Raw genomic sequence first — 24,782 nt, forward strand, 5'->3', positions numbered from 1 at the left:
GCTCTGCGAGCCTCGACCGCCCGACGGCTCTCCACGGCCGCGCAAACGAATCACACGCGATGGAAACCGCCACCACGACCACCGGGCTTGCCCCCGTCTTTTCGAGCGAGCCCGCCAGGTGGCGGGTCACGTGGTGGCTGCTCGCGCTCCTGCCGCTCTTTGGCCAGACCTTCCATTACCTGAGCACGCTCGTGCCGCTCTGGGCGCTCTCGAAAGCGCTGCCGGTCATTTCGCTGCCCGCCGTGGTGCGTCTGGGCGGCGAACCGCGTTTTCCCATGACGCGGCAAATCCTCATCAGCTTCGCGTGGCTCTTGCTGGTGCCGAGCTTTGCGGCCGTGTTCTACTTCCACGAGGGCTTTTTCACGAGCATCACGGCGCAGGTGAAACTGCTGCCCGTGCTGTACTTCTTCTCGTTTCTCGCGCTGCTCCTCACGCTCAAGCCCACGCTCGGCGAGCTGGAGCGCGGATTCGTGGTGCTGGGCGTCGTCATTCTCGCGGTGCTCATCGTGCTCTGGGCCGTGGTGCCCTCCGACTGGTACCAGGAGTCGTATGTGATCGGCCAGTCGCCCTTTTTCAGCAGCGACAACCGCGGGCATCGCATCCGCATGTCGATGTATTTCCCGCTCATCCTGCTGTTCTTCTGCTACCGGCGCGCCTTCTTCGAAAAGCACGCGGGCTATCTGCTGGGCGTGGTCGTCGCGTTCGCGGTCACGCTGCTGATCGTCAAGACGCGCGCCATGGTCATCGGCATCATGGGCGTGCTCGTCATCAACACCTTCGCCTGGTCGCGCATGCGCACGCGCGTTCTGCTGCTGCTCGCCGCGCCCGTCGCACTCGCCACCCTGTTCTCGGCGGGCTATCTCGCCACGACCTTCAGCACCGACGCGAGCACGGGCTTCGACACGCGCCGCATCACCATCATGCTCGCCACGAAGTTCCTCGGCAGCGAGCCGATGCGCTGGCTCTTCGGGGTGGGCACGATCAGTTCGACCAGCAAGGACAACCTGATCGACTACTTTCACCACTTCTTCTTCCTCGCCGACATCACGTGGCTCGGCATCGTGTTCGAGTACGGCCTGATCGGCGCGCTCATCATCCTGTTCTTCCAGTTGCGCGGCATCGTGTTCTACCGGCGCTTGCGCAAGAAGGTCGACGACGATTTTCTCGGCGCGCTGTTCGACTATCTCGTCTACGTCCTGCTCATTTCATTCTTTTATCCGCCTACCCTCACGCCGGGCGAGACCGCGGTCATTCTCGCGATCTTCGCGTACGTCTGGCGCGTGGGCGAACTGGACGGCGATCACGACGACCATGCCGGTCTGCAGGTTCACCATGCCACGCTTTAAGCGCAACAAGCGTATCGAGCGCCCCAACCTGCACGCGCTGCTGGTCGGCGCGCTGCTCATGTCGGGCGCGGCGGCCTGCACCGACGCGACTTCGGGCACGCCCTTGCCGGTGGCCATCTCGGTGGATGCCGCCGCCGGCCGGCACCCCATCAGCCCGCTGATTTACGGCATCAACTTCGGCACGACGGCGGTTTTGCAGGACCTGCGCGCGCCCATCAACCGCTCGGGCGGCAACAGCGCCTCGGCCTATAACTGGCGCCTCGACGCACGCAACGCGGGCAAGGACTGGTATTTCGAGAGCCTCGCCGTCAATCCCGCCGATATCAACGATCAGTTCGGCGAGCGCTTCGTCGCACTCTCCCAGGCGGCGGGCGCCACGCCCATCGTGACCATTCCGATGCTCGGCCGCGTGGCGAAACTCGGGCCCGCGCGCGAGACGCTCGCGAGCTTCTCGATCGCCAAATACGGCCCGCAGCCGAATCACGACGTGAACGGCCACGCCGACGCCGGCAACGGCGTGGCAGCCGGCGGCAAGCCGATTGCCGGCAACGACGCGAACGACGCCTCGATACCCGACGACCCGCAAAACGAACAGGCGCGCGTCGCGGATCTGGTCAAGCAATTCGGCGGCGCGAGCGGCGGCGGCGTGCGCTACTACGCGCTCGACAACGAGCCGAGCCTCTGGCAGCTCATTCACCGCGATGTGCACCCCACGGGCGCCCATGCGAGCGAAATCGCCAGCAAGGCGATCGTCTATTCGCGCGCCGTGAAGGCGGCGGACCCGCACGCGCAGATCGTCGCGCCGGAAGAATGGGGCTGGCAGGGCTATTTCTACAGCGGCTTCGACCAGCAGTACGCCGCGGACCACGGCCTCGATCACACGTCCGACCGCACAGGCGAAACCCAAGGCATGCCGTACGTGCCCTGGCTGCTCGCGCAATGGAAAGCGGCGGGCCATCCGGTCGACGTGTTCAGCCTGCACTTCTACCCGCAGGGCGGCGAATACGCCGAGACGGGCGTGACGAGTTCGCAGGCCGTCGCGCTCATGCGCAACCGCTCCACGCGCGACCTGTGGGACCCGAACTACAAGGACCCCACGTGGATCAACAGCGTCGTCGCGCTGATCCCGCTGATGCGCCATTGGGTCGATACGTACTACTACCCGGGCACGCCCATCGGCATTACGGAATACAACTGGGGCGGCGACACGCTGATGAACGGCGCGACAGCCCAGGCCGACGTGCTCGGCATTTTCGGCCGCGAGGGGCTGGATATGGCAACGCGCTGGGGCACGCTCGATCCTTCGATGCCGGTGTACAAGGCATTCAAGCTCTACCGCAACTACGACGGCAACGGCGCGGCATTCGGCACAACCAGCATTGCCGCGAACGCGCCCGATCCGGACGCCGTTTCCGCGTTTGCCGCCTTGCGCGAGCGCGACCACGCGTTGACGCTCGTGGTCATCAACAAGCAGCTGGACCGCCCCGCCGATGCCGCCGTCACGCTCGATCATTTTGCGGCGAGCGGCGTGGCCGAAACCTGGCGGCTCGCAAACAACCAGCTGTTCCGCATGCCCGACGCGCACTACCAGGACAGCACGCTGCGCGCGAGCCTGCCCGCGCAGAGCGTGACGCTGTTCATACTGCGCGGCGCACAGGCGCAGCATGAGTGAAGCCGGCGAAGCGCAGATGCCCGCGAGCCAAACCGGCGGCTCGATGATCCGGGGCTCGCTCGTGAGCCTCGGCGTGCGTCTGCTCGACCTGCCGAGCCGCTACGGTTTCCATCTGCTGATCGCCGCCATGCTGGGCGTGGTGCAGACAGGCGACTTCTATATCGTGTTCAGCACGATGGTGGCGCTCGCGGGGTTCGGGCGCCTCGGCATCGACCAGGCGCTCACGCGGCAGATCGCGATGGACCTCGCGGCGGGCGAGGCGCGCGCCGTGCGGCCGGCCATCCGTCGCGCGCTGTGGCTGGTGCTGCTCGCCTCCACGGCCATGTCGATCGCGCTTGGCGCGGGCGCATTCGCCTTCGCGTACGACGTGCTGAAGAAGCCCGAGCTTGCCTGGCCGCTCGCGCTCGGCGCGCTCTCCTTCATCCCGCAAAATCTCGGCGCGGCCATGGCGGGGGCGCTTGCGGGACTCCAACGCGTGGGCTGCAGCCAGATGATCTATTCCTGGCTCTGGCCGGCGATCTTCTGCGCCGTCGCCATCCCGCTTGGACTGACGCACGGCATGAGCGTCGCGAGCACGCTCATGCTGATCGCCGCCAGCTTCACGCTCACCGCGCTGACCGGCGCGTTTCTGCTCAGGCGTTTTCTTGCCGGCGTGCCCGCCGGCGAGCAAGCGCCAGCCGAACCGCCGCGCTTGCTCAAGGCGGGTTTGCCGCTTTTCACGCTGGAATTCACGAAGCTCCTGATCACCTCGGCGCCTGCCATCGTGCTCGGCATCGTCGCCTCGTCGCGCGAGACCGGGCTCTTCGCGCTGGCGTGGCGTCTCGCGCTCGTCATCAATCTGCTGATCAGCGGCGTGACCGGTATGGCCGCGCCGAAGTTCGCGAGCCTTTTCGCGCGCAGCGATCGGCATGGGCTCGACAAAAGCGCGGCCCAGGCGGCCGGCCTCGTGCTGTGCCTCGCGTTGCCCGCCGCGCTGTGCATGCTGCTCTTTCCCGAACACTTGCTGCGCCTGTTCGGGCCTGGCTTCGGCGGCGGCGCGGCGGCGCTGCGCGTGCTCGCGCTCGGCCAGATCGCCGCGGCCTGCTTTACCGCCATGCCCGAACTGCTGGGCATGACCGCCCACACTTCCGTCCTGTACCGAATCAACCTCTACTCGGTCGCCGTGCTGCTCGTGGGCCTCGCCGCATTCGCGCCGCTCGGCGGCAGCGTGGGGGCCGCGGCGGCGGCATCGCTGGCCATCGCCGTGAACGGCGCGCTCGCAGCGTGGGCGGCGCACCGGCTGCTGGGCGTGTTGCCACTTGCGTTGCTCGGGCAATGGGTGCTCGGGCGCGTGCCGGGACGCAGCGCGGCGCAAGACCCAAACCAGGACGCCTAGATCGTGGGGCAGTGCCGGCCTCAACTGCTTGCGCTTTCAACGACAATTCGCTCGCGACCCCGAGTGTGATTTCCCCGACCGACCAGCAGTAACGGCACACCAGGGCGACAGCCGGTCGCAAAAAAGCGCCGCGGCCCGCGATATGCTGCGCGCCCATGAGGCGCGCAGCTTTGCTGATATCATGAATAAATTCGCACCCCGGTGCGAACTAAACCGCTTTACGCCGATGGCGGGACGGCGCGCACCGTGCGCCACGTTGCTCGGCAATACCGTGAACTACACCCATCCTGACCGTGCGATCCGCGAGTGCGCTTGCTCTCGACGGGATTGACGAGGCGATCGTCGAAGCCGGCCGCTCGCGTCAGCGGGTTGTGGCAGCCCTGCGTCATAATTTGGAAAACTAAGCGTTTCACCCGTCGCGAGGAGAAGAAACGTCATGAAACGACGCTGCCTGCTAAAGGGGGTTGTCGCTTTGCCGTGCCTTACCGCTACCTCGAGTTTCGCCGGCGTGCAGCCCGCTGCGGCCCGTGCGGGCCGCATCCGGCCCAGCGACCCCGCGTGGCCGAAAGCGCCGGAATGGGAGGCGTTGAGCCAGGCAGTCGGCGGAAATTTGCTGCAACCCACCACGATCTGGCAGACCTGCGCGCAAGCGCCCCACGCACCAGCATGTCTGGCAAGAATCGAGGAAGCGCGCAATCCGTTCGCGCTCGGCGACGATCCCGGCGCCACCCAGGTCTCCGGCTGGCTCAATGCATGGACGGCGCACGCAAGCGCCTACGCGGTGGCAGCCCGCTCGACCGCGGACGTCGTCGCGGGCGTCGATTTCGCGCGCCGACACAACTTGCGCCTGGTGGTGAAAGGCGGCGGTCACAGCTACCTTGGCGGCTCGAACGCGCCCGATTCCCTGTTGGTCTGGACGCGCGGGATGAACCGCATCGCACTCCATGACGCGTTCGTGCCGGCCGGCTGCCAGTCACCGCCACAGCAGGCCGTGACGGTAGAGGCTGGCTGCATGTGGATCGACGTCTACACCGCCGTCACGACGCACGCGGGACGCTACGTTCAGGGCGGCGGATGTACGACCGTGGGCGTTGCCGGCCTCGTTCTCGGCGGCGGTTTCGGGTCCCACTCGAAGCGCTACGGACTCGCGGCCGCGAGTCTGCTCCAGGCGGAGATCGTCACCGCCGACGGCGCTGTCCGCACGGTCAACGCATGCCAGCAGCCCGATCTTTTCTGGGCACTCAAAGGGGGCGGCGGCGGCAGTTTCGGTGTGGTGACGAAGCTCACGCTGCAGACCCATGAGTTGCCCGAGAACTTCGGCTGGGCCAGGTTCAAGGTCAAGACTTCATCGCCTGAGGCTTACCGGCGGCTCGCTGCGCGACTGGTCGATCACTATGCGGAGCATCTGTTCAACCCTGCATGGGGCGAGCGCTTCGTCTTTCACAGCGACGAGATCGAAGTGGCGATGGTGTGCCAGGGTCTCGACGACCATCAGGTCAAGTCAGCCTGGGCGCCTGTCATCGATTGGGTGCGCGCCTCACCGGCAGATTTCACCTTCAACCAGGGACCTCGCGTCGGCGCCGGTCCATCGCGCCGCTGGTGGGACGTCGAAGCCAACCCGGGACTCGTGCCCGACCCACGCGCGGGCGCTGCGCACAACCATGGCTGGTGGCAAGGCGATGGCGAGCAGGCTTCCGCCTTCCTGCACGGCTACGAGTCGCAATGGCTGCCCGCGGCCCTTCTCGAACCGGCGCAACGCGGCCGGCTGGTCGACGCCTTCGTGGCGGCGGCCCAGTTTCAGGCCGTCGAGTTGCATTTCAACAAGGGACTCGCGGGCGCGCCGCCGGAGGTGAACGAGCAGGCGCGCCAGTGTGCGACCAACCCAAAAGTCGCCGACGCCTTCGGCCTGATGATCGTCGCCACAGGCGGCCCGCCACCCTTTCCGGGCCTGCCCATCCCCGCGCCTGACATGGCGCAGGCACATCGCAACGCCGCGAACATAGCCAAGGCCGCGGCCATTCTCAAAGCGCTATCGCCAGAAAGCGGCTCCTATATTTCGGAGACCGATTTTTTTCGCAGCGATTGGCGTGAAGCGTTTTGGGGCGTCAACTACGCGCGGCTGAAAGCGATCAAGGATCGCTACGATCCGGAAGGCTTCTTCTACGTCCATCACGGCGTGGGCAGCGAGGACTGGAGTCCCGACGGCTTTACGCCCGTGCAGTCGTGAAGGTTTCGGTAATGGGCGCGCATTCCTTGCCTGGCTTGACTCACTAAGAACTCGCATTCTCGCAACTCATCGTGCAGATGGGGAGGGTCCCTTATTTCCCCGCATCTCCCACATCAGCACCCACCTCATCAGGACTCCTGTCATCTTGCGCAGCCCGGGTCCTGCATCAATCGAAAGATCCGCGAAGGTAAATCGTAGGCACGGTCACGTGACCTGCACAGAACCGACTTACTGCCGCCCTCGGAACGTCATGTGGAAGGTCTAGCTTTCCAGCCTGTAACACGCCGTAATGATTTGAAGTGACGCAATCGCCGTCCCACCGTCATGCAAAGAAGTGCAACGCTTCAATGGAGAGACACATGCGCCAGACATCGAGATCCAGACACCAACGGCCTGCCGTTCCTGCCTTGCTTGCGGCAGTTTCGCTAGCGGCGACGGCACTCTATTGTTCTGCTGCCGATAGCCAGTCCACCGCGAATACATCTTCGATCACGGCAACGCCGATCAAGCATGTCATCATCATCGTGGGCGAAAACCGAACGTTCGATCACGTGTTTGGCGCTTATCAGCCGCGCTCGGGCCAAACCATATGGAATCTTCTGTCGAGAGGCATCATCCGGGCTGACGGGGGACCCGGACCCAACTTCAAGATCGCCGAGCAATACATGGCCAAGGCCACGAATCCCTCGCAGTTCGACGCCAGCCCGGTGTCGAAACAGCCTTACGCGACGCTGCCCGCGCCGAATACCGGCTCGGCGCCGACCGCAGCGAGCGACGCGAATCCTCCGCCGTTCGCGACACTGGCGGCTGCGCAGGCAGCCGAAGGCTATGCCCTCGAATCGAACGATGTCGTTCAGTTGACGACGGGCGCAACGGGCCTCCCCAACGACGTGCCTGACGCGCGCTTTGGGTCGAACCTGTACAACCTGCAGAGTGGCCCCTATCAGATCTCGCGTGTGGGTCCGAACTACGACCAGTACATGAACAGTCCGGTGCATCGGTTCTACCAGAACTGGCAGCAGTCGGATTGCAATATCGCGAACGCGACCCTCGATAATCCGAGCGGCTGCAAGATGGATCTGTTTGCGTGGGTCGAAGTGTCGGTCGGCGCCGGATCGAATGGCAATGCGCAAGCGGCCCACTTCACCGATCAGTCGACCCACGAAGGCGCGACCGCGCTCGGGTTCTATAACGTGAATACCGGCGATATGCCCTATTTCACGGATCTCGCGCGTCATTACACGATCAGCGACAACTATCACCAGCCGGTGATGGGCGGCACGGGCGCGAACAGCATCATGATCGGAACGGCCGACGCGCTCTATTACACGGACGGCAAAGGCAATCCGGCGACGCCGCCCCAGAACGAGATCGAAAACCCGCGGCCGCAGCCAGGCACCAACAACTGGTACGCGCAGGACGGCTACTCTGGCGGGACCTATAGCAATTGCTCGGATCCGAAGCAGCCTGGCGTCGGCGCGATACGAAAATATCTCGACAGCTTGCCGTATCACCCCAATGCCAACTGCGCGCCCAGCACGTACTATCTGCTGAACAACTACAACCCTGGCTACAACGGTGACGGCACCGTCAACACGAGTACGTTCACCATTCCACCTTCGCCGGTGCGCACGATCGCCGATACGCTCCTCGAGAACAATATTTCGTGGAAATACTACGGCGAAGGCTGGAAGACGTTCATCACCCGTCCGTCAACGAGTGTCTACTGCAATATCTGCAATCCGTTTCTCTATGAAACGGCGATCATGACCAATCCGTCGCTGGTGGCCGCGCATCTTCAGGACACGCCGAACCTGTATGCCGACATCGCAAACGGCACGCTACCCGCGGTGTCGTTCGTGAAACCCGGCGGACTGCTCGATGGGCATCCGTCCTCTTCGAAGTTCGGTCTTTACGAAGGGTTCGTGCACAAAATCATCGATTCCGTTCAGGCGAACCCCGCGCTGTGGGCCTCCACTGCGATCTTCATCACGACGGACGAAGGTGGCGGCTATTACGACTCAGGGTACATTCAACCCGTGGACTTCTTCGGGGACGGCCCGCGCATTCCTCTCATCGTCGTTTCGCCGTACTCGCGCGGTGGCCGTGTCGTTCACGACTATTCGGATCACGTGTCGCTCGTGAAATTCATCGAACGCAACTGGTCGCTGGGACCGATCACGGCGCGCAGTCGCGACAATCTCCCCAACCCGGTCCAGCTGCCCGCGAGCCCGTACGTGCCGACGAACGCGCCGGCGATCGGCGACCTGTTCGGTGCCTTCCTGTTCCAGCCCGCCAGGCAGGCGGCAGCGGGCAATGGCAACGAGGGCGCGGCTGGCATGTTCCCGTTCTGATCGCAGTCCAGAAGCGCACTGAAGACGCCGAAGGTCCCAACCCCAACGGGACCGTCGGCGCGCTTGCTCCTACTGCTCCGATTGATCGCCCGAGTCGTCGTCTCCCGTGGTCTGGAGGCCCGGAAGGACATGGGTGCCTTCACGCTGAACGGCTACGAGCTTGTGCGGGTCGAGACCGAGCGCCTTCAGGATGGTCGGCGCCACCTGCATGTTGGTCACCGGCGAATCGACGACGTTCTTCTGCAACTTCGGATTGGAAACCACCAGCAGCGTGTTCGTATCGTCCGTATACATTCCGCCGTGCTCTGCCAGCTTCGCCGCGCTCTTGCTGTAGATCGTCCCAGGTATCGGCTGAATGATGAGGTCAGGCACACGGCCCTGGGCAGGGTCGCCCCAGATCGCCTTCAGCGCCGTGTCGTGGTAGAGCGTCTGGATGCGAGTGGAATTGCCGCTCGCCTCGTCAGCGTCGAGGAGTGATACCGCTTTTGCGGTATCGCCGTGGTTCTTGAGCCAGATGAGCGACACGTCGTCGGCCGTCTCCTGGGCGACCGGCACGCCGCCATTGCCGAGCACGGTGGCGACATCGCTCACGTCGGCGGTGGCATAGGCGTTCTTCGAACCGCTCAGCATGTGAAGCTTCTTGAGGTCGATCGGCGACTGGCCGTGTTTGCCGCCGACGATGAACAGCGTCGAATGCAGAAGATGGCCCGCTTTGAGCGCATCGTACATCTGGCCCAGCGAGGCATCGACGAAGTCGAGCGACTGTTCGAGCGGCACGGTCGGCGTGCCGGCTGCGTCGAGATAGCCGCCACGCGTCGTGGTCGTGCCTTCCATCGCGGACGTGACCTTCTGCCCGACGCTCACCGCCTGAAAGTTCATGCCGAAGATCGCGGGTACGCCCACCTGCTTCGTCCCGGTCTGATCGAGCCCATGAATCCAGTTCAAGACGACCTTGACCTTGAAGCCGTCATAAGCCCGGGTATATATCGGGTCGGCGGTCCAGTCGACGGTCGCGGGCGCGCTCGGGAAGCCATTGGCTTGCAGCGAGGTCGAGTTGATCTCGGGCGCGTAGAGTTCGTCGAGTCCCAGCCCCGAAGGCCCATTCACGATCTCGTAGGCCGGGTGCTTGTCCGACCACGCGGTGCGCATGCCGGCCTGATGAATGACCTCGAAGATCGTGTTCGTCCCGTTCTTCATGTACAGATGCGGCCAGACCTGCACGCAGGCGCCGCCGGCCGTCTTGCGCAGTGGAAGTTTTGCGGGATTGATGTGCGGATTGCGCTTGTCGTACGTGGCCCCCGCAGGCGGCGAACCGCCGTCGAGCTGGGTGAGATCCCAGTCGAGCGCTTCGAAATTGGTGACCTCCGTGCCAGGCGTGCCCGTGCAATTGCTGCCCGGCGGATACAGCGTCGCATCGTAGGTGTCGTCATAGAAGACACCATGGCTCAGCGGGCTGCCGCCGGTTGCGAATGCGAGGAGGCCGGGATACGAGTCGGAAGGCCGGGATGTCGAAGCGTGGGTGTACTCGACACCGTGTTTGACGAGCTTCGCGAAGGTGGATTGCGGGTGCGTCTTGATGTAGTTTTCCAGGTCGGCCTCGTGCATCCCGTCCACACTGATCAGCAAAACGTGCGTGTATTGCTGGTTGTGATCGCCATCCTGATCCTGCGCTGCCGCGGCCATGCTCGCAAATGCCAGCACGCTCGCAGTGAAGATTGCCCTGACTCCGAACCGCTTTCCGATCTCGTTCATTCTTCACCTCTTGATATGAATTATGAATTGGGCGCGAATGCGCCCTAGAGGAGATAAGTCGCGGAATGAGTAAATGCCGTGAAAGATTACTTTCGGATGTCTTCCACTGGAGCGCGGGAGGCTTGATGGGCGTGCGTTTGATTCAATGTAACAGGTTGTATCAGGACGGTGCGGCGATTCCACGACGTTGTGAATGCACCGATCCTGCCGGTCGATTCCTCTACTTCCGGTGTAAATCTGGAATCCTGATAACGTTTATCATTTGATACGGCTAATTGTCTAACCAGTCGAATCCGCTCCGTTCACATCGCTGTCATTGTTCTTTTCATGTTCGAGCATATCGAGCGCAAGCACACGTCCGACATCACGCACGAACGCTTCCATGACCGCGAAAGATTCCGGGCTGCCCGGCACACAGTCTTCAGGATTGCGCTTTCCCTGTGCCCGTCTGATCGCGCGGATGCTGCCTTCCAGCGCCCGTGCTTCTGCCCGGATCGGATCCTCTTGAGGTGGTTTGGGTTGTTCGTGCGCCATGCTGGGATTTTCGGCGGCCGGCACACAAACTTTAGCGTCTGGGCGTGACCGCCCTCCTTCCGACCCAAAATCCGCCCCAAATCGGCCCTGGCGAAATAGCGATTGGCCGCCCTCAAGTTGCCCGGATCTTTGTCGATATGTCAATTGCAGAGATTGTGGGCGCAGGGTGACGAGCATGCAGCGTGAGGACAGCAAGATGGGAGATAGCGCAGGAAATCCGGCCGCAAAGCCGGCGCTCATCGGCCTATGGCGTGTGTTGCACGTATGGAGCGCACAAAAAACCCGGCTGGTCGCGCCGCTGGCCCTCATTGCGATCCTGTCGGCCATCGCGCTCAATACCGCCATTGCCCTGCGGCAGTCTCATGAGCAGCGCTATGCGCTTTCGCAGCAGCGTGCGGTCGAGTCGGCCAAGCGGGATCTCGACGAACTGCAGAATGCACTTCTCGACGAGCATGAGCAGCTCTACACGGTAATCGGCACGCGGCCGTTCTATCGGCGCGCCGCCTACATCTATCCGCTTCCGGCACTGATCGACGACGCCAACGCGGCGCAGCGGACCTGCGAAGGCCGCGAGCGCTGCATCGCCCTGCTCGACGAGTTGAAGGACATGATTCGCCATCTGGGCGCCCTGAGCAACCGGCTCGCGATGCTTTCCATGCTCAAGCCGGGCAGCGTGACGATGGATACGCCGTCGCTGGGCGAACTCGACGCGCGCTTTTTCCAGACGATGCAAAAGATCGGCGAGATCCGCATGGACGAAGACGCGCATCTTGACCAGTCGGTCACGAGGGCGTCGCGAGATTCGCAAATGGCTTCGGCGCTCCTGCTCGGGTCGGGACTGGCCGCGGCGTGCCTGCTGCTGGCATTCCTTCGCCGCAACGCGCGCATCACGAAATCGTTGCGCAAGGCGCTCCAGGCGGCGGACGTCAACCGCAAGAAGTACAAGCGCCTCTTTCAGCTCAATCCGCTGCCGATCTGGATCGTCGACGACGCGTCCATGCGGCTCGTCGCCGTCAACGACATGGCGGCGAAAGCCCTGGGCTACCGCGCGAGCGAGATGCTCGAGCTGAGGCTTGGCGATCTGCGCATGAACAAGACCGCGCTGCATGGGGCCCCGTTCGCGCACGCGCGCGGGCACGACGACGGCACAGCCATCTGGGAACACCGAACGAAGAGCGGCGAGTTGCGCTCGATGAACGTATTCCAGCTGCAAACGGATTTCGACGGCCGAAGCGCGACCCTTTGCGTGATGGAAGACGTCACGACGCAGCTCGCAGCACAGGCTGAACTGAGACATCGGGCCGAATACGACGCGCTCACCGGCCTCACGAACCGCAAGTATTTCGACGAGCGCGTGAACCGGGAACTGCAGCAGGCTAGCCGTGCGGGCAAGACGCTCGCGATGATCTTCCTCGATCTCGACAATTTCAAGGAGGTCAACGACTCGCTCGGCCACCGCATCGGCGACGCGCTGCTCGCCCAGATCGCGCGGCGCATCGAGCGCGTCGTCGGCGAGCGTGGCACGGTGGCGCGCTATGGCGGCGACGAATTCATGGTCATCGCCGACGGCGCCGCTTCGTTGCTCGAACCGCTGCTCGACTCACTGCTCGCCGCGATGACGGAACCGATACAGGTAGCGGGCCACGAACTCTTCATCGAGGCCAGCATCGGCATCAGCCTCTACCCCGCCGACGGCGACGACGCCGACGCGCTGGTGCGCAATGCCGACGCCGCGATGTATCTGGCCAAGCAGAACGGCCGCAATCAGTACCAGTTCTATCGCCCGGAATTGAGCGAAGCCGCGACCTCGCGCTTGCGCATTTCGACGCGCCTGCGCCAGGCGTTCCGCAACGGCGCATTGACCGTGCTGTATCAGCCGCAATTCGATATGGCAACGGGCACGATGATCGGCGCCGAGGCGCTGCTGCGATGGACCGACGCGGAACTCGGCAGCGTGTCTCCGGCCGTATTCATCCCGGTCGCCGAGGAAACCGGCCTGATTCGCGGCATAGGCGAATGGGTGCTGCGCGAGGCATGCCGGGAAGCAGCGCGCTGGAATCGGGACCCGGCGCGGCCGATACGCGTCTCCGTCAACGTCTCGCCCTTGCAGTTCGAGCATGGCGACCTGATGGGCCAGGTGCGGGAGGCACTGCGCGATTCGGGTCTGCCGCCGGCGCTGCTGGAACTCGAGGTGACCGAGGGCGCGCTCATGCGCACGCCCGATCTCGCCGCGCGCACGCTGGCCGGTCTGCGGGAGATGGGCGTTCGCGTCGCTATCGACGATTTCGGCACGGGTTATTCGAGCCTCGGGTATCTCAAGCGCTTTCGCGTCGATCGCCTCAAGATCGACCGCGAATTCGTGCGCGAGATTGGCCAGGACACGGAAACGGAAGCGATCACGCTCGCCGTCATCGCCGTGGCGAAGGCGCTCAATTTCGAACTGATCGCGGAAGGCGTCGAAACCAGCGGACATCGCGATTTCCTGCTGCAAAACGGCTGCACACATGCCCAGGGTTTCCTGTACAGCCACGCCGTGAGCGCCGGCGCGATCGCCGACATCGCGGCGAATGCGGCGGCACGTCCGGCGCCCCTGCCCGTGTGAACCGTGCTACGGCGCGCTCGGGCGGCGCGACGAAAGCCGCGTCACAAAAAATTCACTCAACGCGGCATGAAATGTCCATGGCCGCTGCAAAACCCGGATGTTGAACGCTCTGGCTCATCCGTCTTCTCCCTCGCAACCGGGCAGTGTCACGCAACGCCCGTTACTTCACGCGTGTGACGCGCAATCATGAGTTCTTCGTTGGTCGGTATCACCCAGACCGAGACCTTGCTCGACGCCGTGCTGATACAGGGGCCGCCCGCTTCGTTCGCCCTGCTGTCGATTTCCACTCCGCACCAGCGAGCCTGTTCGCAGGCCCGCCGCCGGATCTCCGGCGAGTGCTCGCCGATGCCCGCGGTGAAGACCAGCGCGTCGAGCCCCTGCAGCGCGGCGGCGAGCGATCCCAGTTCGCGTCCGATGCGATACGCGTACAACTCGACGGCGAAGGCGGCGCGCGCGTCGTGGCTCGCCAGCAGCGTACGCATGTCGCCCGAAATACCCGATACCCCAAGCAGACCCGACCGGCGGTACAGCAGGTCCTCGACGCCGCGCGTATCCATTTTCAGTTCGTCTAGCAGGTAAAGAATCGCGCCGGGATCGAGATTGCCGCTGCGCGTGCCCATGGGCAGCCCATCGAGCGCGGTGAAGCCCATCGTGCTCGCCACACTCCTGCCCGCGTCCATCGCACACATGCTCGCGCCATTGCCGAGATGCGCGACGACGGTGCGGCCTTTCGCTGCGTCAGGAGCGACATGGGGCAGCGTGCTGGCGATGTACTCATAGGACAGCCCGTGGAAGCCGTAGCGCCGCACGCCTTGCTCCGTCAACGCTGCCGGCAGCGCAAACGTCGAGGCAAGCGCAGGCTGTGTCGCATGAAACGCCGTGTCGAAACAGGCGACTTGCGGCAGCTCAGGATTGCGTCCGGCGATGACACGAATCGGCTTCAGGTTATGTGGCTGATGGAGCGGCGCGAGGGGCGCGAGCTTGTCGAGTGCGTCCAGCACAGCGGGTGTGACGGCCACGGGCTTCGAGAACTCGCGGCCGCCATGCACCACGCGATGCCCGACGGCGACCACGCGGTTGCCGTCGCGATGGCTGCGCAGGAACTGGGCGATGTGAGCAACGGCCTCATCATGCCCGAGGGGTTGATTGCCCCAATCGTGACTCCCGGTCAGCACGCTTTTCCCATCGAACGCGACGAAACGCGGCGCCGACAGCAGGCCTTCGATCTGGCCGTGCATGACAAGCGGCAGATCGTCCGGCTGCGCATTGAACGCGCTGAACTTGATGCTCGACGAACCGGCATTGAGAACGAGGATGACGTCGGCCATCGTTCTACCCTATCGCCCGCGCGCCGGACAGGCACGACGGGCGGTTCGTAAGCCGCTCATCCTTTTCGTGTTCACGATTCACAACGCCTCCTTGAGATCGGGCGCCACGCGAGTGGGCGGCGCCTCGGGAACCTCATGCATGGCTCCGACTGTGCGTACCGCCGATGTGCGTTCCAGCGGCAGCGACGAACGGATCTTGTCGAGCATGCTGAGCTGGGCAGCGGTCGGCCCGGCTTCCTGCACGCGCTTGTCGTCCAGCAGCTTTTCGGCCAGTTCAAGCAGCTTCTCCCGGTCTTGCGGGTCGGCCAGCAGATGCGGCAGCGTGGCGAGCGCCTGTTCCGGCTCGTAACGCACGATGATTTCCTGCTCGCCGCGCACGCGCCGCCATTGGTCGCCCGGCAGCTGAGGCAAATAAGCGGCGTAGTCCTTCGCGAGTTCGTGGCGCAGGGCAAGCCGCGCGAGCGGGAGCGGCTCGCCCCGGCGCGCGAGCAGGCAGGCGGCGCGAGCCAGCGCCTCCGTGTAGCCGCCTTCGGCCATCGACGCCAACGCGTCCCTCACGTAGGGCAGATCGCGGGGGTCTCCGGCCGCCACGGCGGGTCTGGCTTGCGCCTCTTCACCGTGTTCGACGGTGTACAGGTTCCCGTAGAAGGAAAAGAACGCGCTCTCCGTCATGGCGTCGCGCATCGCGCGATAGAAGTCGAGCGATGCACTGAACATCTCCGAACCGTAGTGCTCGAACTCCCTCAACGGCGTCTCTTCGTGGACTTCGGCATGCCGCTTTGCCCTGACTGCCTCGGCAGCAGGCCCAAGCCAGGCGAGCCACGGATTCAGATCCGAAAGCGCCCAGCGCTGCGCGCGAAGCGGATGAAACTGCCGCTGCAGATTCGCTGTCGTTTCGTTCGACCACATCCGTACCCACGGTTGCAGGAACAGCTCGTACGCACGCTGGTTCAACTCCGATACGCGCTTGACGGCCTCGAACGGCTGTTCGTCGCTACGCTCGAAGCGGTTCAGGCGCGCGGCAATCTCTTCGAGCCGATACTCGCGGAATGACACGTCGTATGCCGTTTCTCCGTCTTCGCCCCGACGCTCGGCAATCTCCATGCCGTAAAGACCAGGCGGGAACGCTTCGATCGCTTCGAGCACGGAGGCGATCTGCCGATGCTCCTTCTTCGCGACTTTGCCCGAAACGAAAATGCCGAGGTGGCCGATGCTCTGGTGCACGAGTCCTACGATCACCTGACCGCGCGCCTTGATTTCTTCCGTGCTGCCGTAAATGTCGGCGACCCAGTTGAATGCCTGTTGAGGCGGCGTGATGTTGTCGCCCAGCGAAGCGAACAGAATGATCGGCGACTTGATTTCCCGCAGATCGAACGCCGTCCCGTTGAGACCTCGAACTTCGCCCGACCAGAGCGTGTTACCGACGAACAGGTTGCGCGTGATCCACTCGATCTCCTCGCGGTTCATCAGGTAATAGCCGCCCCACCAGCGCTCGAAGTCGAGGAAGCGCGGCGGCTCGGTATCGGCGTTGTCGAACAGGTGGTAGTACTTGTCCCATAGGCTGTTGGCGGGATTGAGATTCTCGAAGTTCTGCACGAGATGGGCGCCGTCGAACTTTCCGTTGCCGAGATCGGCCGTCAGCGACGCGAGCCAGGTCCCGCCCAGCATGCCGCCGGAATAGCGCATGGGGTTGTCGCCCTCGCCTTCGCTCCACGCGCCGCTCCAGTAGGACATCGGCGCGCCGTTGATGACGAGCGGCCCCGTATGGTCCGGGTCGGAACTCGCGAGCATCATGGCGGCCCAGCCGCCCTGGCAGTTGCCGACGATCGCCGGCTTCGGGCTGTCCGGGTGCAGTTCGCACACCTTCTTGACGAATTGCGCTTCCGCCGCACAGACATCGAGCAGGGTCTGGCCAGGCTCCGGATCGCGAAAGAAGATGACGAAATACACGGAGTGGCCCGCCTTGAGCGCAACACCGGCCTGTGAATCGTCCTTGAAGCCGCCGATGCCCGGACCGTGGCCCGCACGCGGGTCGATGATCACATAAGGACGCTTGCTAACGTCGATGACCACACCGTCGGGCGGCAGCAGGCGCACCAGCGCGTAGTTGACCGGCCGCGCCAGCTTCCGGCCGTCGATCACGAGTTCGTGGTCGAAATGGAGGACCGGCCGAAGACCGTTGCGGGCCTGCTCGACGAAGCCATTGCCGCGCTGGCGCAAGGTGTCCCAGAAGAGCACGGACCGCTCGGCGACATCCACCGCGTAGCGGTAGCCGGCCCAGGGGTCCAGCGCGGTTGCCCATGCTGGGCTCGCCGAAGCGGGTTTGTCGCTTTCGACCAGCCGCCCAGTCGCATCCGCTAAACGCTGACTGAATTGGGTTTGCGCTAGTTCCGATCGCCTGGCGAGGAGCCGGGCAACTTTGCCGCCGATCTCCTGGCAACGCGCATATTGATTGGCTAGGTCGGTCATGGCATCACCTTCTGGTCCGCGAAGGGGTGGCAAAGGCCACCTCCGCCGCCTCGATTGAATGAAAGGAATGCTTACGAATATGCTGGGCAGTCGCGCGCGTAGCCGTAAAGGCCGGCATGGCTGCTATCTCTCCAGACACTGGCAGACGCACGTGACAGGTTCGTTACGGCGCCGCGCCGGGCCGGCGACGATTCCGTCTGCACGAACTGAATCGTGCAGCCGCTCGCGTGCTTTCTCTATAGGACCATCGGCCCATACCCCGCCGTAACGATTGCCCTTGCAGCAGTAGGACCAAAGTCCGATTGACGCTTGATCAACAACATGGGATTCGTCAAATTTCCGCTTCAGCATGTTGAATGCAGTAGCCCACGGGGAAGTAACGGTGAGACATTCGACGTAGATGTGCGTCGGTCGTGTTTCTGCCCCTGGAGGCCACAGCATCATGCGCGATCAGCCCGCGTCGCACCGCAAATCCGGCTTTCGTCTTCCCGTTCTCGAATGGGTACGCGACTACCGGACATCGTGGATCAAACCCGACATCGTTGCGGGCGTCACGGCGGCGGCTGTCGTGTTGCCGAAAGCGATGGCTTACGCGAGCGTTGCCGGACTGCCCGTCGAGACCGGGCTCTACACGGCGTTCGTGCCGATGGTGATCTACGCGCTCTTCGGTACGTCAAGGCCACTGAGCGTCAGCACCAGCGCGACGCTGGCCATTCTTAGCGCGGCCGCGCTCGGTCAGGTTGCGCCCGATGGCAACACCGCCCAACTGGTCATCGCGACCGCCACACTCACGCTGCTCGTCGGCCTCTTCCTCGTTCTCGCGGCCTTGCTCAGGCTGGGGTTTGTCGCGAACTTCATTTCCGAGCCCGTGTTGACGGGCTTCAAGGCCGGCATCGCCATCGTCATCGTGCTCGATCAACTGCCGAAACTGATTGGCATTCACGTCGTGAAAGGATCGTTCTTTCATAACGTATATGCGCTCGCTGCCGGGCTTCCCCATGCGTCGATGGCGACAGTTGCCATGGGCGCACTGACGATCGCCGTGCTGGTCGCGCTCGAACACTGGTATCCGAAGTCCCCCGCCCCGCTCATTGCCGTGGCGCTCGGCATAGCGTGTGTCGCTTTCGCCGGCGTGCAGCGGTACGGCGTGGAGATCGTCGGCGAGATCCCGACCGGATTGCCTTCGTTCGTGATGCCCGATCTTTCCCTGATCGACGCGCTCTGGCCGGCGGCGGTGGGCATTGCCCTGATGAGTTTTACCGAAACGATTGCTTCAGGGCGCGCATTCGCGCTCAGCGGGGAACCCGTTCCGCTGCCGAACCGCGAACTGCTGGCGACGGGCCTGGGCAATGCGTTGGGCGCGCTGTTCGGCTCGATGCCCGCGGGCGGCGGGACGACCCAGACGGCCGTCAACCGGCTGGCCGGTGCGCACTCGCAACTGGCCGAACTCGCCACCGCGGCCGTGACGCTCGGCACCATGGTGCTGCTCGCGCCCGTCATCGGACTCATGCCGCATGCCACGCTCGCTGCCGTGGTGATCGTCTATTCGATCGGCCTGCTCAATCCGGAGGACTTCCGCGCGATCCTCGCCATCCGGCGCACCGAGTTTGTCTGGGCGGTCGTGGCGCTGGTGGGCGTCGTGCTGCTCGGCACGCTGCAAGGCATTCTGATCGCCATCGTCGTATCGCTGGTGGCACTCGCCCATCAGGTGTCCGATCCCCCTGTGTACGTGCTGCGGCGCAAACGCGGCACGAACGTATTCCGTCCGGTATCGGACGAGCATCCGGACGACGAGGACTTTCCCGGACTGCTGCTCCTGCGGCCCGAGGGGCGAATTTTCTTTCTCAACGCCTCCAACATCGTCCACAAGATCATGCCGCTCCTCGCCCAGACGCGCCCCAGGGTCATGGCGCTCGATATGCGGGCCGTATTCGATGTGGAGTACACAGCATTGAAGATGCTGACCGAGGCCGAGAAGAAGTGTCGCGAGAGCGGAATCGAAGTCTGGGTCGTGGGCCTCAATCCCGATGTCTTTGCCGTGCTCGAGAAGGCGCCGCTCGGCAGCGTGCTTGGACACGAGCGCATGTTTCTCAATCTCGAACAGGCGCTAGCCGCGTGGCGGGAGGCGCAGCATGCCATTGTGCGCGATGGCGTATCGTCTGCCAGTAGACACCCTGGACAGAGAACGCCTTGAGCGCTTATCTACTTTTTGCAAGAGGCCATATGAATACCACTACCCCGACACAGCAAACCGCGGCCGAAAAGCGCGAGCCCGTACTCAACACCGTCGAGCGCGTGACCGAACTGTGCTTTGGCCTGTACATGGCGTTGACTTTTGTCGGCGCCGTCAAGGCGGTCACAGCGGGCGAGGACGCCGGCCGCAAACTGTTCCTGGCCGCCCTCGGATGCAATCTCGCCTGGGGCCTCGCAGACGCCGTGATGTATCTCGTCCGCACGCTCGCGGATCGCGGACAGCGCCTGACACTCGCCCTGACCGTGAAACGCGAACCAGACCGCGCCGCGGCCGTGCGGGCGTTGCGCGACGCATTGCCGACGGCGCTGGAACCGCTCGTCGACGACGAAGAACTCGAGCTGATTCGCGCGCGCCTCGCCGCGGCGCCTACGCTGCCACCTCGCGCGCATTTCAAGCGCGATGACTTTCTTGGGGCAGTGAGCGTTTTTCTGCTCGTGGTCGTATCGACGTTCCCGGTTGCCCTGCCCTTTATCCTCGTGAGGGATCACATAGCGGCGCTCGTCATCTCACGCATACTCACGCTCGCGATGCTCTTCGCCGCCGGTTTCGCGCTCGGACGCTACACCGGCGCGGGCGCGATGAAAGCGGGCTTCGCGATGATGCTGCTTGGGATCGTGCTGACGATGGCGATCATTGCGCTCGGCGGCTAGCCGTCAGGCGACACGGCTTCGTTATCCGCGGTCATCGGCAGCCCGCACTGCGGCTGGCGATCACCGTCACCCCTGCCTGGAAGTGGATTTCGGCCACGAACATCGGAACGGATGTCTGCGTCGTGCCCGGTTGTTCGGAAGCCGGCGTGCCATACATGTTGTGCCAGTATTCGTAGCCAGGACCCAGGTACGCCGTGCGCGGATGGCCGGCGAACGATCCCCGTCCGGATGGATCTCGTAGACGATCGACCCATCAGGACGAACGACCACCCCCGCTGTGCGGCTAGCCCACCGTCCCTCGTCATGCGTGGGCGCTGGCCCTGCGAACCTTGGCCGGCCGGTCGCGCAGCAGCAATGGCATCAAGCGCCGGTTGGCTGTCTGCGCCGCCCACTCGCAGTATGCAGCGCTGCCGAGCACCCAGCCCTCGAGCGTCGCCCGCATCAGGTTATTGACCTCGGCTTCGTCGAGAGGCTGTGCGCCCAGGTCGCGGTAAGACTCGTGCCGTTCGAACGGCGTATCGCCGAGCGCGCGATAGAGCGGATGATCCTTGACGAACCTGTCGACACGCAGCCCGACGTGGTGCGTGTAGCTCGACCACGGATAGTTGCCCGGCTCGGCCACGAGGCGGTTGCGCACCGGCGCATGATCGATGACCTGGCTCGCGAGCAGGAAATAGCGGTCGGGTTCGATCACGGTTGCCCGGTACTCGCCACGCCACATCGCACCGCGGCGTCCATGGCGGCGGTTGAATGTCTCGACATAGCGACGGCAAACCGCCTGCATCGCCATGGCTACGCTCGACTCGTATGAAGGCGTGACGAGGAACTGCACCGCGTCGGGCATCAGCACCCACGCGTGGACTGCCAGATCGGCGACGCGCGCGGCGTCCGCGAGGCAGGCGAGGAAGTAAAGGTAGTCTCCTTCGTCGAGGAATGCGGGCCCTTTGAGCCCCTGCAAGATAACGTGCTGCGGTTGTTCTGGGACGTAGTGCCGTGCAAGCCGTGTCATGCTGAATTAACCGGAAATCCGATGTGGGGGAGCGATCCGACAGGTATCGATCGCCTGACGCTGCGTGAGTGGATCTACGATCAAATTCTATGGGCCGTGCGCGCACGTCTGCGTCGCGAACAGGCCTTTTTTATGGCCTCAATTCGCTGATTTGACGAGCGCAACGCGCGCATTTTTACGCCGCCGCTGAATAGCCGTCGAAGCGCGATCCGGCACCACTAAAGCGTAGCGATGAGGGTACGATGGTCGAAGCGACTGAAGTCGCAAAATTTATCCGCAGGACTCCGAATTATAGTGATGGGTCGAAGCCGAAGCCTTCGACGCGCCGAAACCCCGGCTAACCCGACCGGTTCAGTCGGCGCGCGACGACGCCGCCATGAACGCTTCGGCCTGCAGCGCGACGCGCCACGGCGTCCACGTCATCCCAAATGCCTGTTCCGCGCGGCGCGCGTCGAGCCGGATGTCCTGTTGCCACAGCCGCGCGAGCGAAGGCGGCAGCGGCGGCGGCACCTTCACGCCACCCAGTTTGCGCCCCGCGATCCCGGCGATCTTCAGCGCAGGCGCCCACAGCTTCGTTTCGAGTGCAAGACGCCGCGCACCGATCCGCTCCACGGGCGTCGCCCCCAAAATTCGCGCGTAGGCGACGAAGTATTCATTCCAGCGCGGCGCCTCGGCCATCGCCAGGTTGTAGGCCTGAGCGCCCGAAGCCGGCGTGCGCAGCGCAGCCAGCGCCGCCTGCACGACGTCGTCGATGTGGACGAGATTACTGCAACCGTCGCCGGCGGCGCCGAGGTCACCCAGGCGCCGCGCGCACAGCAGCTGCGCAATGCGCGCCGACCACTGCGGACTGCCGCCTCCGTAGATGCAACCCGGGCGCAGTATCGTGAGCGCGGGCAGCGCAGCGAGCAGTCGTTCCGACTCGACCTTCGCATGGCCATAGGGGCTCACGGCGTCGAGCGCCGCCGCTTCGTCGATACGGCCTTCGGCGGCGCCGTACACCGCCATCGAACTGAAGTGGACCACCGGCAGCGGCGCACCGCGTGACGCCAGCGCGGCCGCCAGCGCACGCGCATTCGCGACGATCGTCGCCGGCGCACCCGCCACGCAGTTGACCACGCCGTGCACGTCGGCCAGCGCGGCGGCGAGCGACGCGGGGTCCGCGGCATCGACACGGCGCAAGCCGCTTCCTTCCCTGCGCGAGGCGGCCACCGGCTCGGCCCATTCGGTACGGCTCAACGCTTTCACCAGATGGCGGCCGACGAAGCCGGTCGCGCCAAGAACGAGAATACGGGCTTTCATTACGCGGGTTCGGAAGGGTTTGCGATTGGAACGGGCAGCGCGCCGAGATCGGCGGCGCCCTTGAGGTGTTCGGCGAGCCGCAGTGCGAGCGCGACGATGGTCAAGGTCGGATTCGCCTGGCCCGAAGTCGGGAAGACCGCGGCGCCCGTCACATAGACGTTGTCCGCTTCGTGCAGCCGGCAGTCGGCATCGACCACGCTCGTGCGCGCATCGCGCCCCATGCGCGCCGTGCCGATGTGATGGCCGCCATAGGCTCCGTAGCGCGTCATTTCGGCCTCGACCTGCGCGGGGTCGTAGGTGAAACGGCCCACGCCCGCGCGCTCGACCTCGTGCGCAAGCGCGGCGAGCGCGCGGCTCACGGTCGCGACGTCCTGCTGCGTGTAGCGCCAGTCCACATGGATGCGGCGCAAGCCGAGTGCATCGGTTTCATCGCCGAGCGTGACGCGGCTCGCCGGATTGGGCTCCTGCTCCGCATGGAAGTCGAGCGAGAAACGCAGATTCGCAGGCCGCACGATCACCGAGGGGAACTTGCGCGCGGCCAGCGTGCGCCGCCGCAGCCAGTGCCATAGGAAACGCGCCGTGTTCGGCGCGTCCGCAACGACGTTTTTCGCGTGCGCGAGCGTGGAGCCCGCATAGCCTTTGGGTGTGCCGTCGTAGAGGCGCTTCGCGTATTCGTAGGGCACGATGCCGCGCGCGAGATACAGCGCGGAGAGGATGCCATTGCCGTGCCCGGCGTCCGGAATGCGCGGATGATGCAGGCGCGCAATGAAGTTGCCCGCGCGCAGCGCGTCTTGCTGTTCCGGGCGCAGCGCGAGGCGGCGGCGGCAATAGATGCCCTCTTCCGTCACCTCGTAGCCGTGCCACACGGACTGCGCCGCCGCGAGATCGAGCGTGCCGATCGTGCCCGCGAGATGGCTCATGTAATAGCGGCCCACCGCGTCGTGGGCGTTGCCGAGCCCCCCGCCGCTCGGCCCGGGGCTGTTGAGCAACAGGCGCGGCACTTCGAGACCGCCGGCCGCGAGCACGTAGGCGCGTGCGGCCACCTCGAACGTCGCGCCGCCCGTCGCGTCTTTCGTATTGAGCACGCGCACCTGGGCCGCGCCGACACGCCGCGTCGAACCCGCCAGCATCGGCAGGCGGCACAGGTTCGCATGCTGGAGCACACGCACGCCGCCTTTCGCCAGGCGCGCCCGGTAACGCTGACCGAAATCGGTCGGGCAGCTGAAGCGCTCGAGCGTGTGCGTCGAAAACACGTCGCTGGCAAAGCCACCGATCATCGGGCGCGGGGGCGCCGCGAACGCGCCTTCGGCCGTATAGGCGAATTCGCCCGCTTCGCACAGTGCGTTGGCTTGCGGGTAGTGGCGCAGCACATCGGCGAACGCGATCGGCCAGCCGCTGTGCGCGACGTAATCGCGCGCCTCGAAGTCGTGCGCGTCGAGCGGCATGCAGCGGCCGCCCCACAGCGTGGTCGAGCCGCCGAAGCGCCGCACGCGGTAGTTGTCCGGCGGCGGATGAAGCGCCGCATTCGCCACCGTGCCCGCGTACAGCTGCTGGGTGGCGGGCTCGGGCGCCTCGCCGCCGCTTTCCACCACGATTACGTCGAGCCCGCTCTTCTCCAGCGCGAGCGCGAGCGCAATGCCGGCGGCGCCGGCGCCCACGATGCACAGGTCCGCGTGCAGCGTCGTGCCGGCGGGAATCTCACGGGCGTCGGTGATCATCGTCTGTTATGTATGGGAAAGGGAAGACGGGCCGCGGCGATCGTAGCCGATCGCTCGCGTGCAACCAACGGCGCCAGCCGAGAAATTTCAGACGCATCCCGATTTTTGTCTCTAAAAAAACACTGTTGTATTACCCGCAGCACCGACACAGCAGTAAGATTCCGTCTGAAGTCCAAAACGCCTTGGCAAAAGC

15 protein-coding genes are annotated in these 24,782 nt (G+C 64.5%); 8 read left to right on the top strand and 7 right to left on the bottom strand.

What is annotated here, in order from left to right:
- The first annotated feature begins 59 nt into the window (after positions 1-59).
- The 5 genes from ACOJB8_RS34285 (at position 60) to ACOJB8_RS34305 (ending at position 8,974) form a co-directional block, all read left to right on the top strand.
- On the top strand, positions 60-1,346 hold the full coding sequence (locus tag ACOJB8_RS34285; protein WP_475016588.1) for a hypothetical protein: 1,287 nt from the start codon (positions 60-62) through the stop codon (positions 1,344-1,346).
- Positions 1,333-3,018: a glycoside hydrolase family 44 protein gene (locus ACOJB8_RS34290; RefSeq protein ID WP_475016590.1), complete on the top strand. Its 1,686-nt coding sequence runs from the start codon at positions 1,333-1,335 to the stop codon at positions 3,016-3,018. The genes ACOJB8_RS34285 and ACOJB8_RS34290 overlap by 14 nt, the downstream gene beginning before the upstream one ends.
- Positions 3,011-4,393, top strand: coding sequence for a lipopolysaccharide biosynthesis protein (locus tag ACOJB8_RS34295; RefSeq protein ID WP_475016591.1), 1,383 nt, complete (start codon positions 3,011-3,013; stop codon positions 4,391-4,393). The genes ACOJB8_RS34290 and ACOJB8_RS34295 overlap by 8 nt, the downstream gene beginning before the upstream one ends.
- A 436-nt stretch (positions 4,394-4,829) precedes the next feature.
- A complete protein-coding gene (locus tag ACOJB8_RS34300) occupies positions 4,830-6,620 on the top strand; it encodes an FAD-binding oxidoreductase (RefSeq protein WP_475016593.1) in 1,791 nt (596 codons plus the stop codon).
- A 359-nt stretch (positions 6,621-6,979) separates the two neighbouring features.
- A complete protein-coding gene (locus ACOJB8_RS34305; protein WP_475016595.1) occupies positions 6,980-8,974 on the top strand; it encodes an alkaline phosphatase family protein in 1,995 nt (664 codons plus the stop codon).
- Between the two features lie 69 nt (positions 8,975-9,043).
- On the opposite strand, the gene ACOJB8_RS34310 is transcribed toward ACOJB8_RS34305, so the two are convergent.
- Together ACOJB8_RS34310 and ACOJB8_RS34315 are read right to left on the bottom strand one after the other, a co-directional pair.
- A complete protein-coding gene (locus tag ACOJB8_RS34310; RefSeq protein WP_368684652.1) occupies positions 9,044-10,726 on the bottom strand; it encodes an alkaline phosphatase family protein in 1,683 nt (560 codons plus the stop codon).
- A gap of 279 nt (positions 10,727-11,005) precedes the next feature.
- Positions 11,006-11,260 (bottom strand): hypothetical protein, encoded by a 255-nt coding sequence (locus tag ACOJB8_RS34315; protein ID WP_176732859.1) that lies wholly within the window; start codon positions 11,258-11,260, stop codon positions 11,006-11,008.
- Between the two features lie 175 nt (positions 11,261-11,435).
- Between ACOJB8_RS34315 and ACOJB8_RS34320 the strand changes: the two genes are divergently transcribed.
- A complete protein-coding gene (locus ACOJB8_RS34320) occupies positions 11,436-13,862 on the top strand; it encodes a putative bifunctional diguanylate cyclase/phosphodiesterase (RefSeq protein ID WP_475016597.1) in 2,427 nt (808 codons plus the stop codon).
- Positions 13,863-14,008: 146 nt separating this feature from the next.
- Here ACOJB8_RS34320 and ACOJB8_RS34325 read toward each other — a convergent pair whose 3' ends face one another.
- Positions 14,009-15,190, bottom strand: a complete 1,182-nt coding sequence (locus tag ACOJB8_RS34325) for an acetate/propionate family kinase (RefSeq protein ID WP_368602624.1) — start codon at positions 15,188-15,190, stop codon at positions 14,009-14,011.
- Positions 15,191-15,268: 78 nt separating this feature from the next.
- Positions 15,269-17,659, bottom strand: coding sequence for a DUF3141 domain-containing protein (locus ACOJB8_RS34330; RefSeq protein WP_475016599.1), 2,391 nt, complete (start codon positions 17,657-17,659; stop codon positions 15,269-15,271).
- 442 nt (positions 17,660-18,101) lie between these two features.
- Here ACOJB8_RS34330 and ACOJB8_RS34335 point away from each other — a divergent pair, with 442 nt between their 5' ends.
- Both ACOJB8_RS34335 and ACOJB8_RS34340 read left to right on the top strand, forming a co-directional pair.
- The gene (locus ACOJB8_RS34335) at positions 18,102-19,853 is read left to right on the top strand and encodes a SulP family inorganic anion transporter (protein ID WP_475016601.1); all 1,752 of its coding nucleotides are present in this window, start codon (positions 18,102-18,104) and stop codon (positions 19,851-19,853) included.
- Positions 19,854-19,882: 29 nt separating this feature from the next.
- Positions 19,883-20,563: a VIT1/CCC1 transporter family protein gene (locus ACOJB8_RS34340; RefSeq protein WP_475016603.1), complete on the top strand. Its 681-nt coding sequence runs from the start codon at positions 19,883-19,885 to the stop codon at positions 20,561-20,563.
- A gap of 301 nt (positions 20,564-20,864) precedes the next feature.
- On the opposite strand, the gene ACOJB8_RS34345 is transcribed toward ACOJB8_RS34340, so the two are convergent.
- The 3 genes from ACOJB8_RS34345 to ACOJB8_RS34355 form a co-directional block, all read right to left on the bottom strand.
- A complete protein-coding gene (locus tag ACOJB8_RS34345) occupies positions 20,865-21,572 on the bottom strand; it encodes a transposase (protein WP_342948707.1) in 708 nt (235 codons plus the stop codon).
- A 351-nt stretch (positions 21,573-21,923) separates the two neighbouring features.
- The gene (locus ACOJB8_RS34350; protein ID WP_342948705.1) at positions 21,924-22,871 is read right to left on the bottom strand and encodes an NAD-dependent epimerase/dehydratase family protein; all 948 of its coding nucleotides are present in this window, start codon (positions 22,869-22,871) and stop codon (positions 21,924-21,926) included.
- Positions 22,871-24,589, bottom strand: a complete 1,719-nt coding sequence (locus tag ACOJB8_RS34355) for an FAD-dependent oxidoreductase (RefSeq protein ID WP_475016606.1) — start codon at positions 24,587-24,589, stop codon at positions 22,871-22,873. The genes ACOJB8_RS34350 and ACOJB8_RS34355 overlap by 1 nt, the downstream gene beginning before the upstream one ends.
- Between the last annotated feature and the right edge of the window lie 193 nt (positions 24,590-24,782).

Source organism: Paraburkholderia sp. BR10141 (assembly GCF_056155635.1).

Bases quoted from the DNA above. Each gene is read 5' to 3' on its own strand.
- ACOJB8_RS34285 (WP_475016588.1), top strand. From the start codon at position 60: ATGGAAACCGCCACCACGACCACCGGGCTTGCCCCCGTCTTTTCGAGC.
- ACOJB8_RS34290 (WP_475016590.1), top strand. From the start codon at position 1,333: ATGCCACGCTTTAAGCGCAACAAGCGTATCGAGCGCCCCAACCTGCAC.
- ACOJB8_RS34295 (WP_475016591.1), top strand. From the start codon at position 3,011: ATGAGTGAAGCCGGCGAAGCGCAGATGCCCGCGAGCCAAACCGGCGGC.
- ACOJB8_RS34300 (WP_475016593.1), top strand. From the start codon at position 4,830: ATGAAACGACGCTGCCTGCTAAAGGGGGTTGTCGCTTTGCCGTGCCTT.
- ACOJB8_RS34305 (WP_475016595.1), top strand. From the start codon at position 6,980: ATGCGCCAGACATCGAGATCCAGACACCAACGGCCTGCCGTTCCTGCC.
- ACOJB8_RS34310 (WP_368684652.1), bottom strand. From the start codon at position 10,726: ATGAACGAGATCGGAAAGCGGTTCGGAGTCAGGGCAATCTTCACTGCG.
- ACOJB8_RS34315 (WP_176732859.1), bottom strand. From the start codon at position 11,260: ATGGCGCACGAACAACCCAAACCACCTCAAGAGGATCCGATCCGGGCA.
- ACOJB8_RS34320 (WP_475016597.1), top strand. From the start codon at position 11,436: ATGCAGCGTGAGGACAGCAAGATGGGAGATAGCGCAGGAAATCCGGCC.
- ACOJB8_RS34325 (WP_368602624.1), bottom strand. From the start codon at position 15,190: ATGGCCGACGTCATCCTCGTTCTCAATGCCGGTTCGTCGAGCATCAAG.
- ACOJB8_RS34330 (WP_475016599.1), bottom strand. From the start codon at position 17,659: ATGACCGACCTAGCCAATCAATATGCGCGTTGCCAGGAGATCGGCGGC.
- ACOJB8_RS34335 (WP_475016601.1), top strand. From the start codon at position 18,102: ATGCGCGATCAGCCCGCGTCGCACCGCAAATCCGGCTTTCGTCTTCCC.
- ACOJB8_RS34340 (WP_475016603.1), top strand. From the start codon at position 19,883: ATGAATACCACTACCCCGACACAGCAAACCGCGGCCGAAAAGCGCGAG.
- ACOJB8_RS34345 (WP_342948707.1), bottom strand. From the start codon at position 21,572: ATGACACGGCTTGCACGGCACTACGTCCCAGAACAACCGCAGCACGTT.
- ACOJB8_RS34350 (WP_342948705.1), bottom strand. From the start codon at position 22,871: ATGAAAGCCCGTATTCTCGTTCTTGGCGCGACCGGCTTCGTCGGCCGC.
- ACOJB8_RS34355 (WP_475016606.1), bottom strand. From the start codon at position 24,589: ATGATCACCGACGCCCGTGAGATTCCCGCCGGCACGACGCTGCACGCG.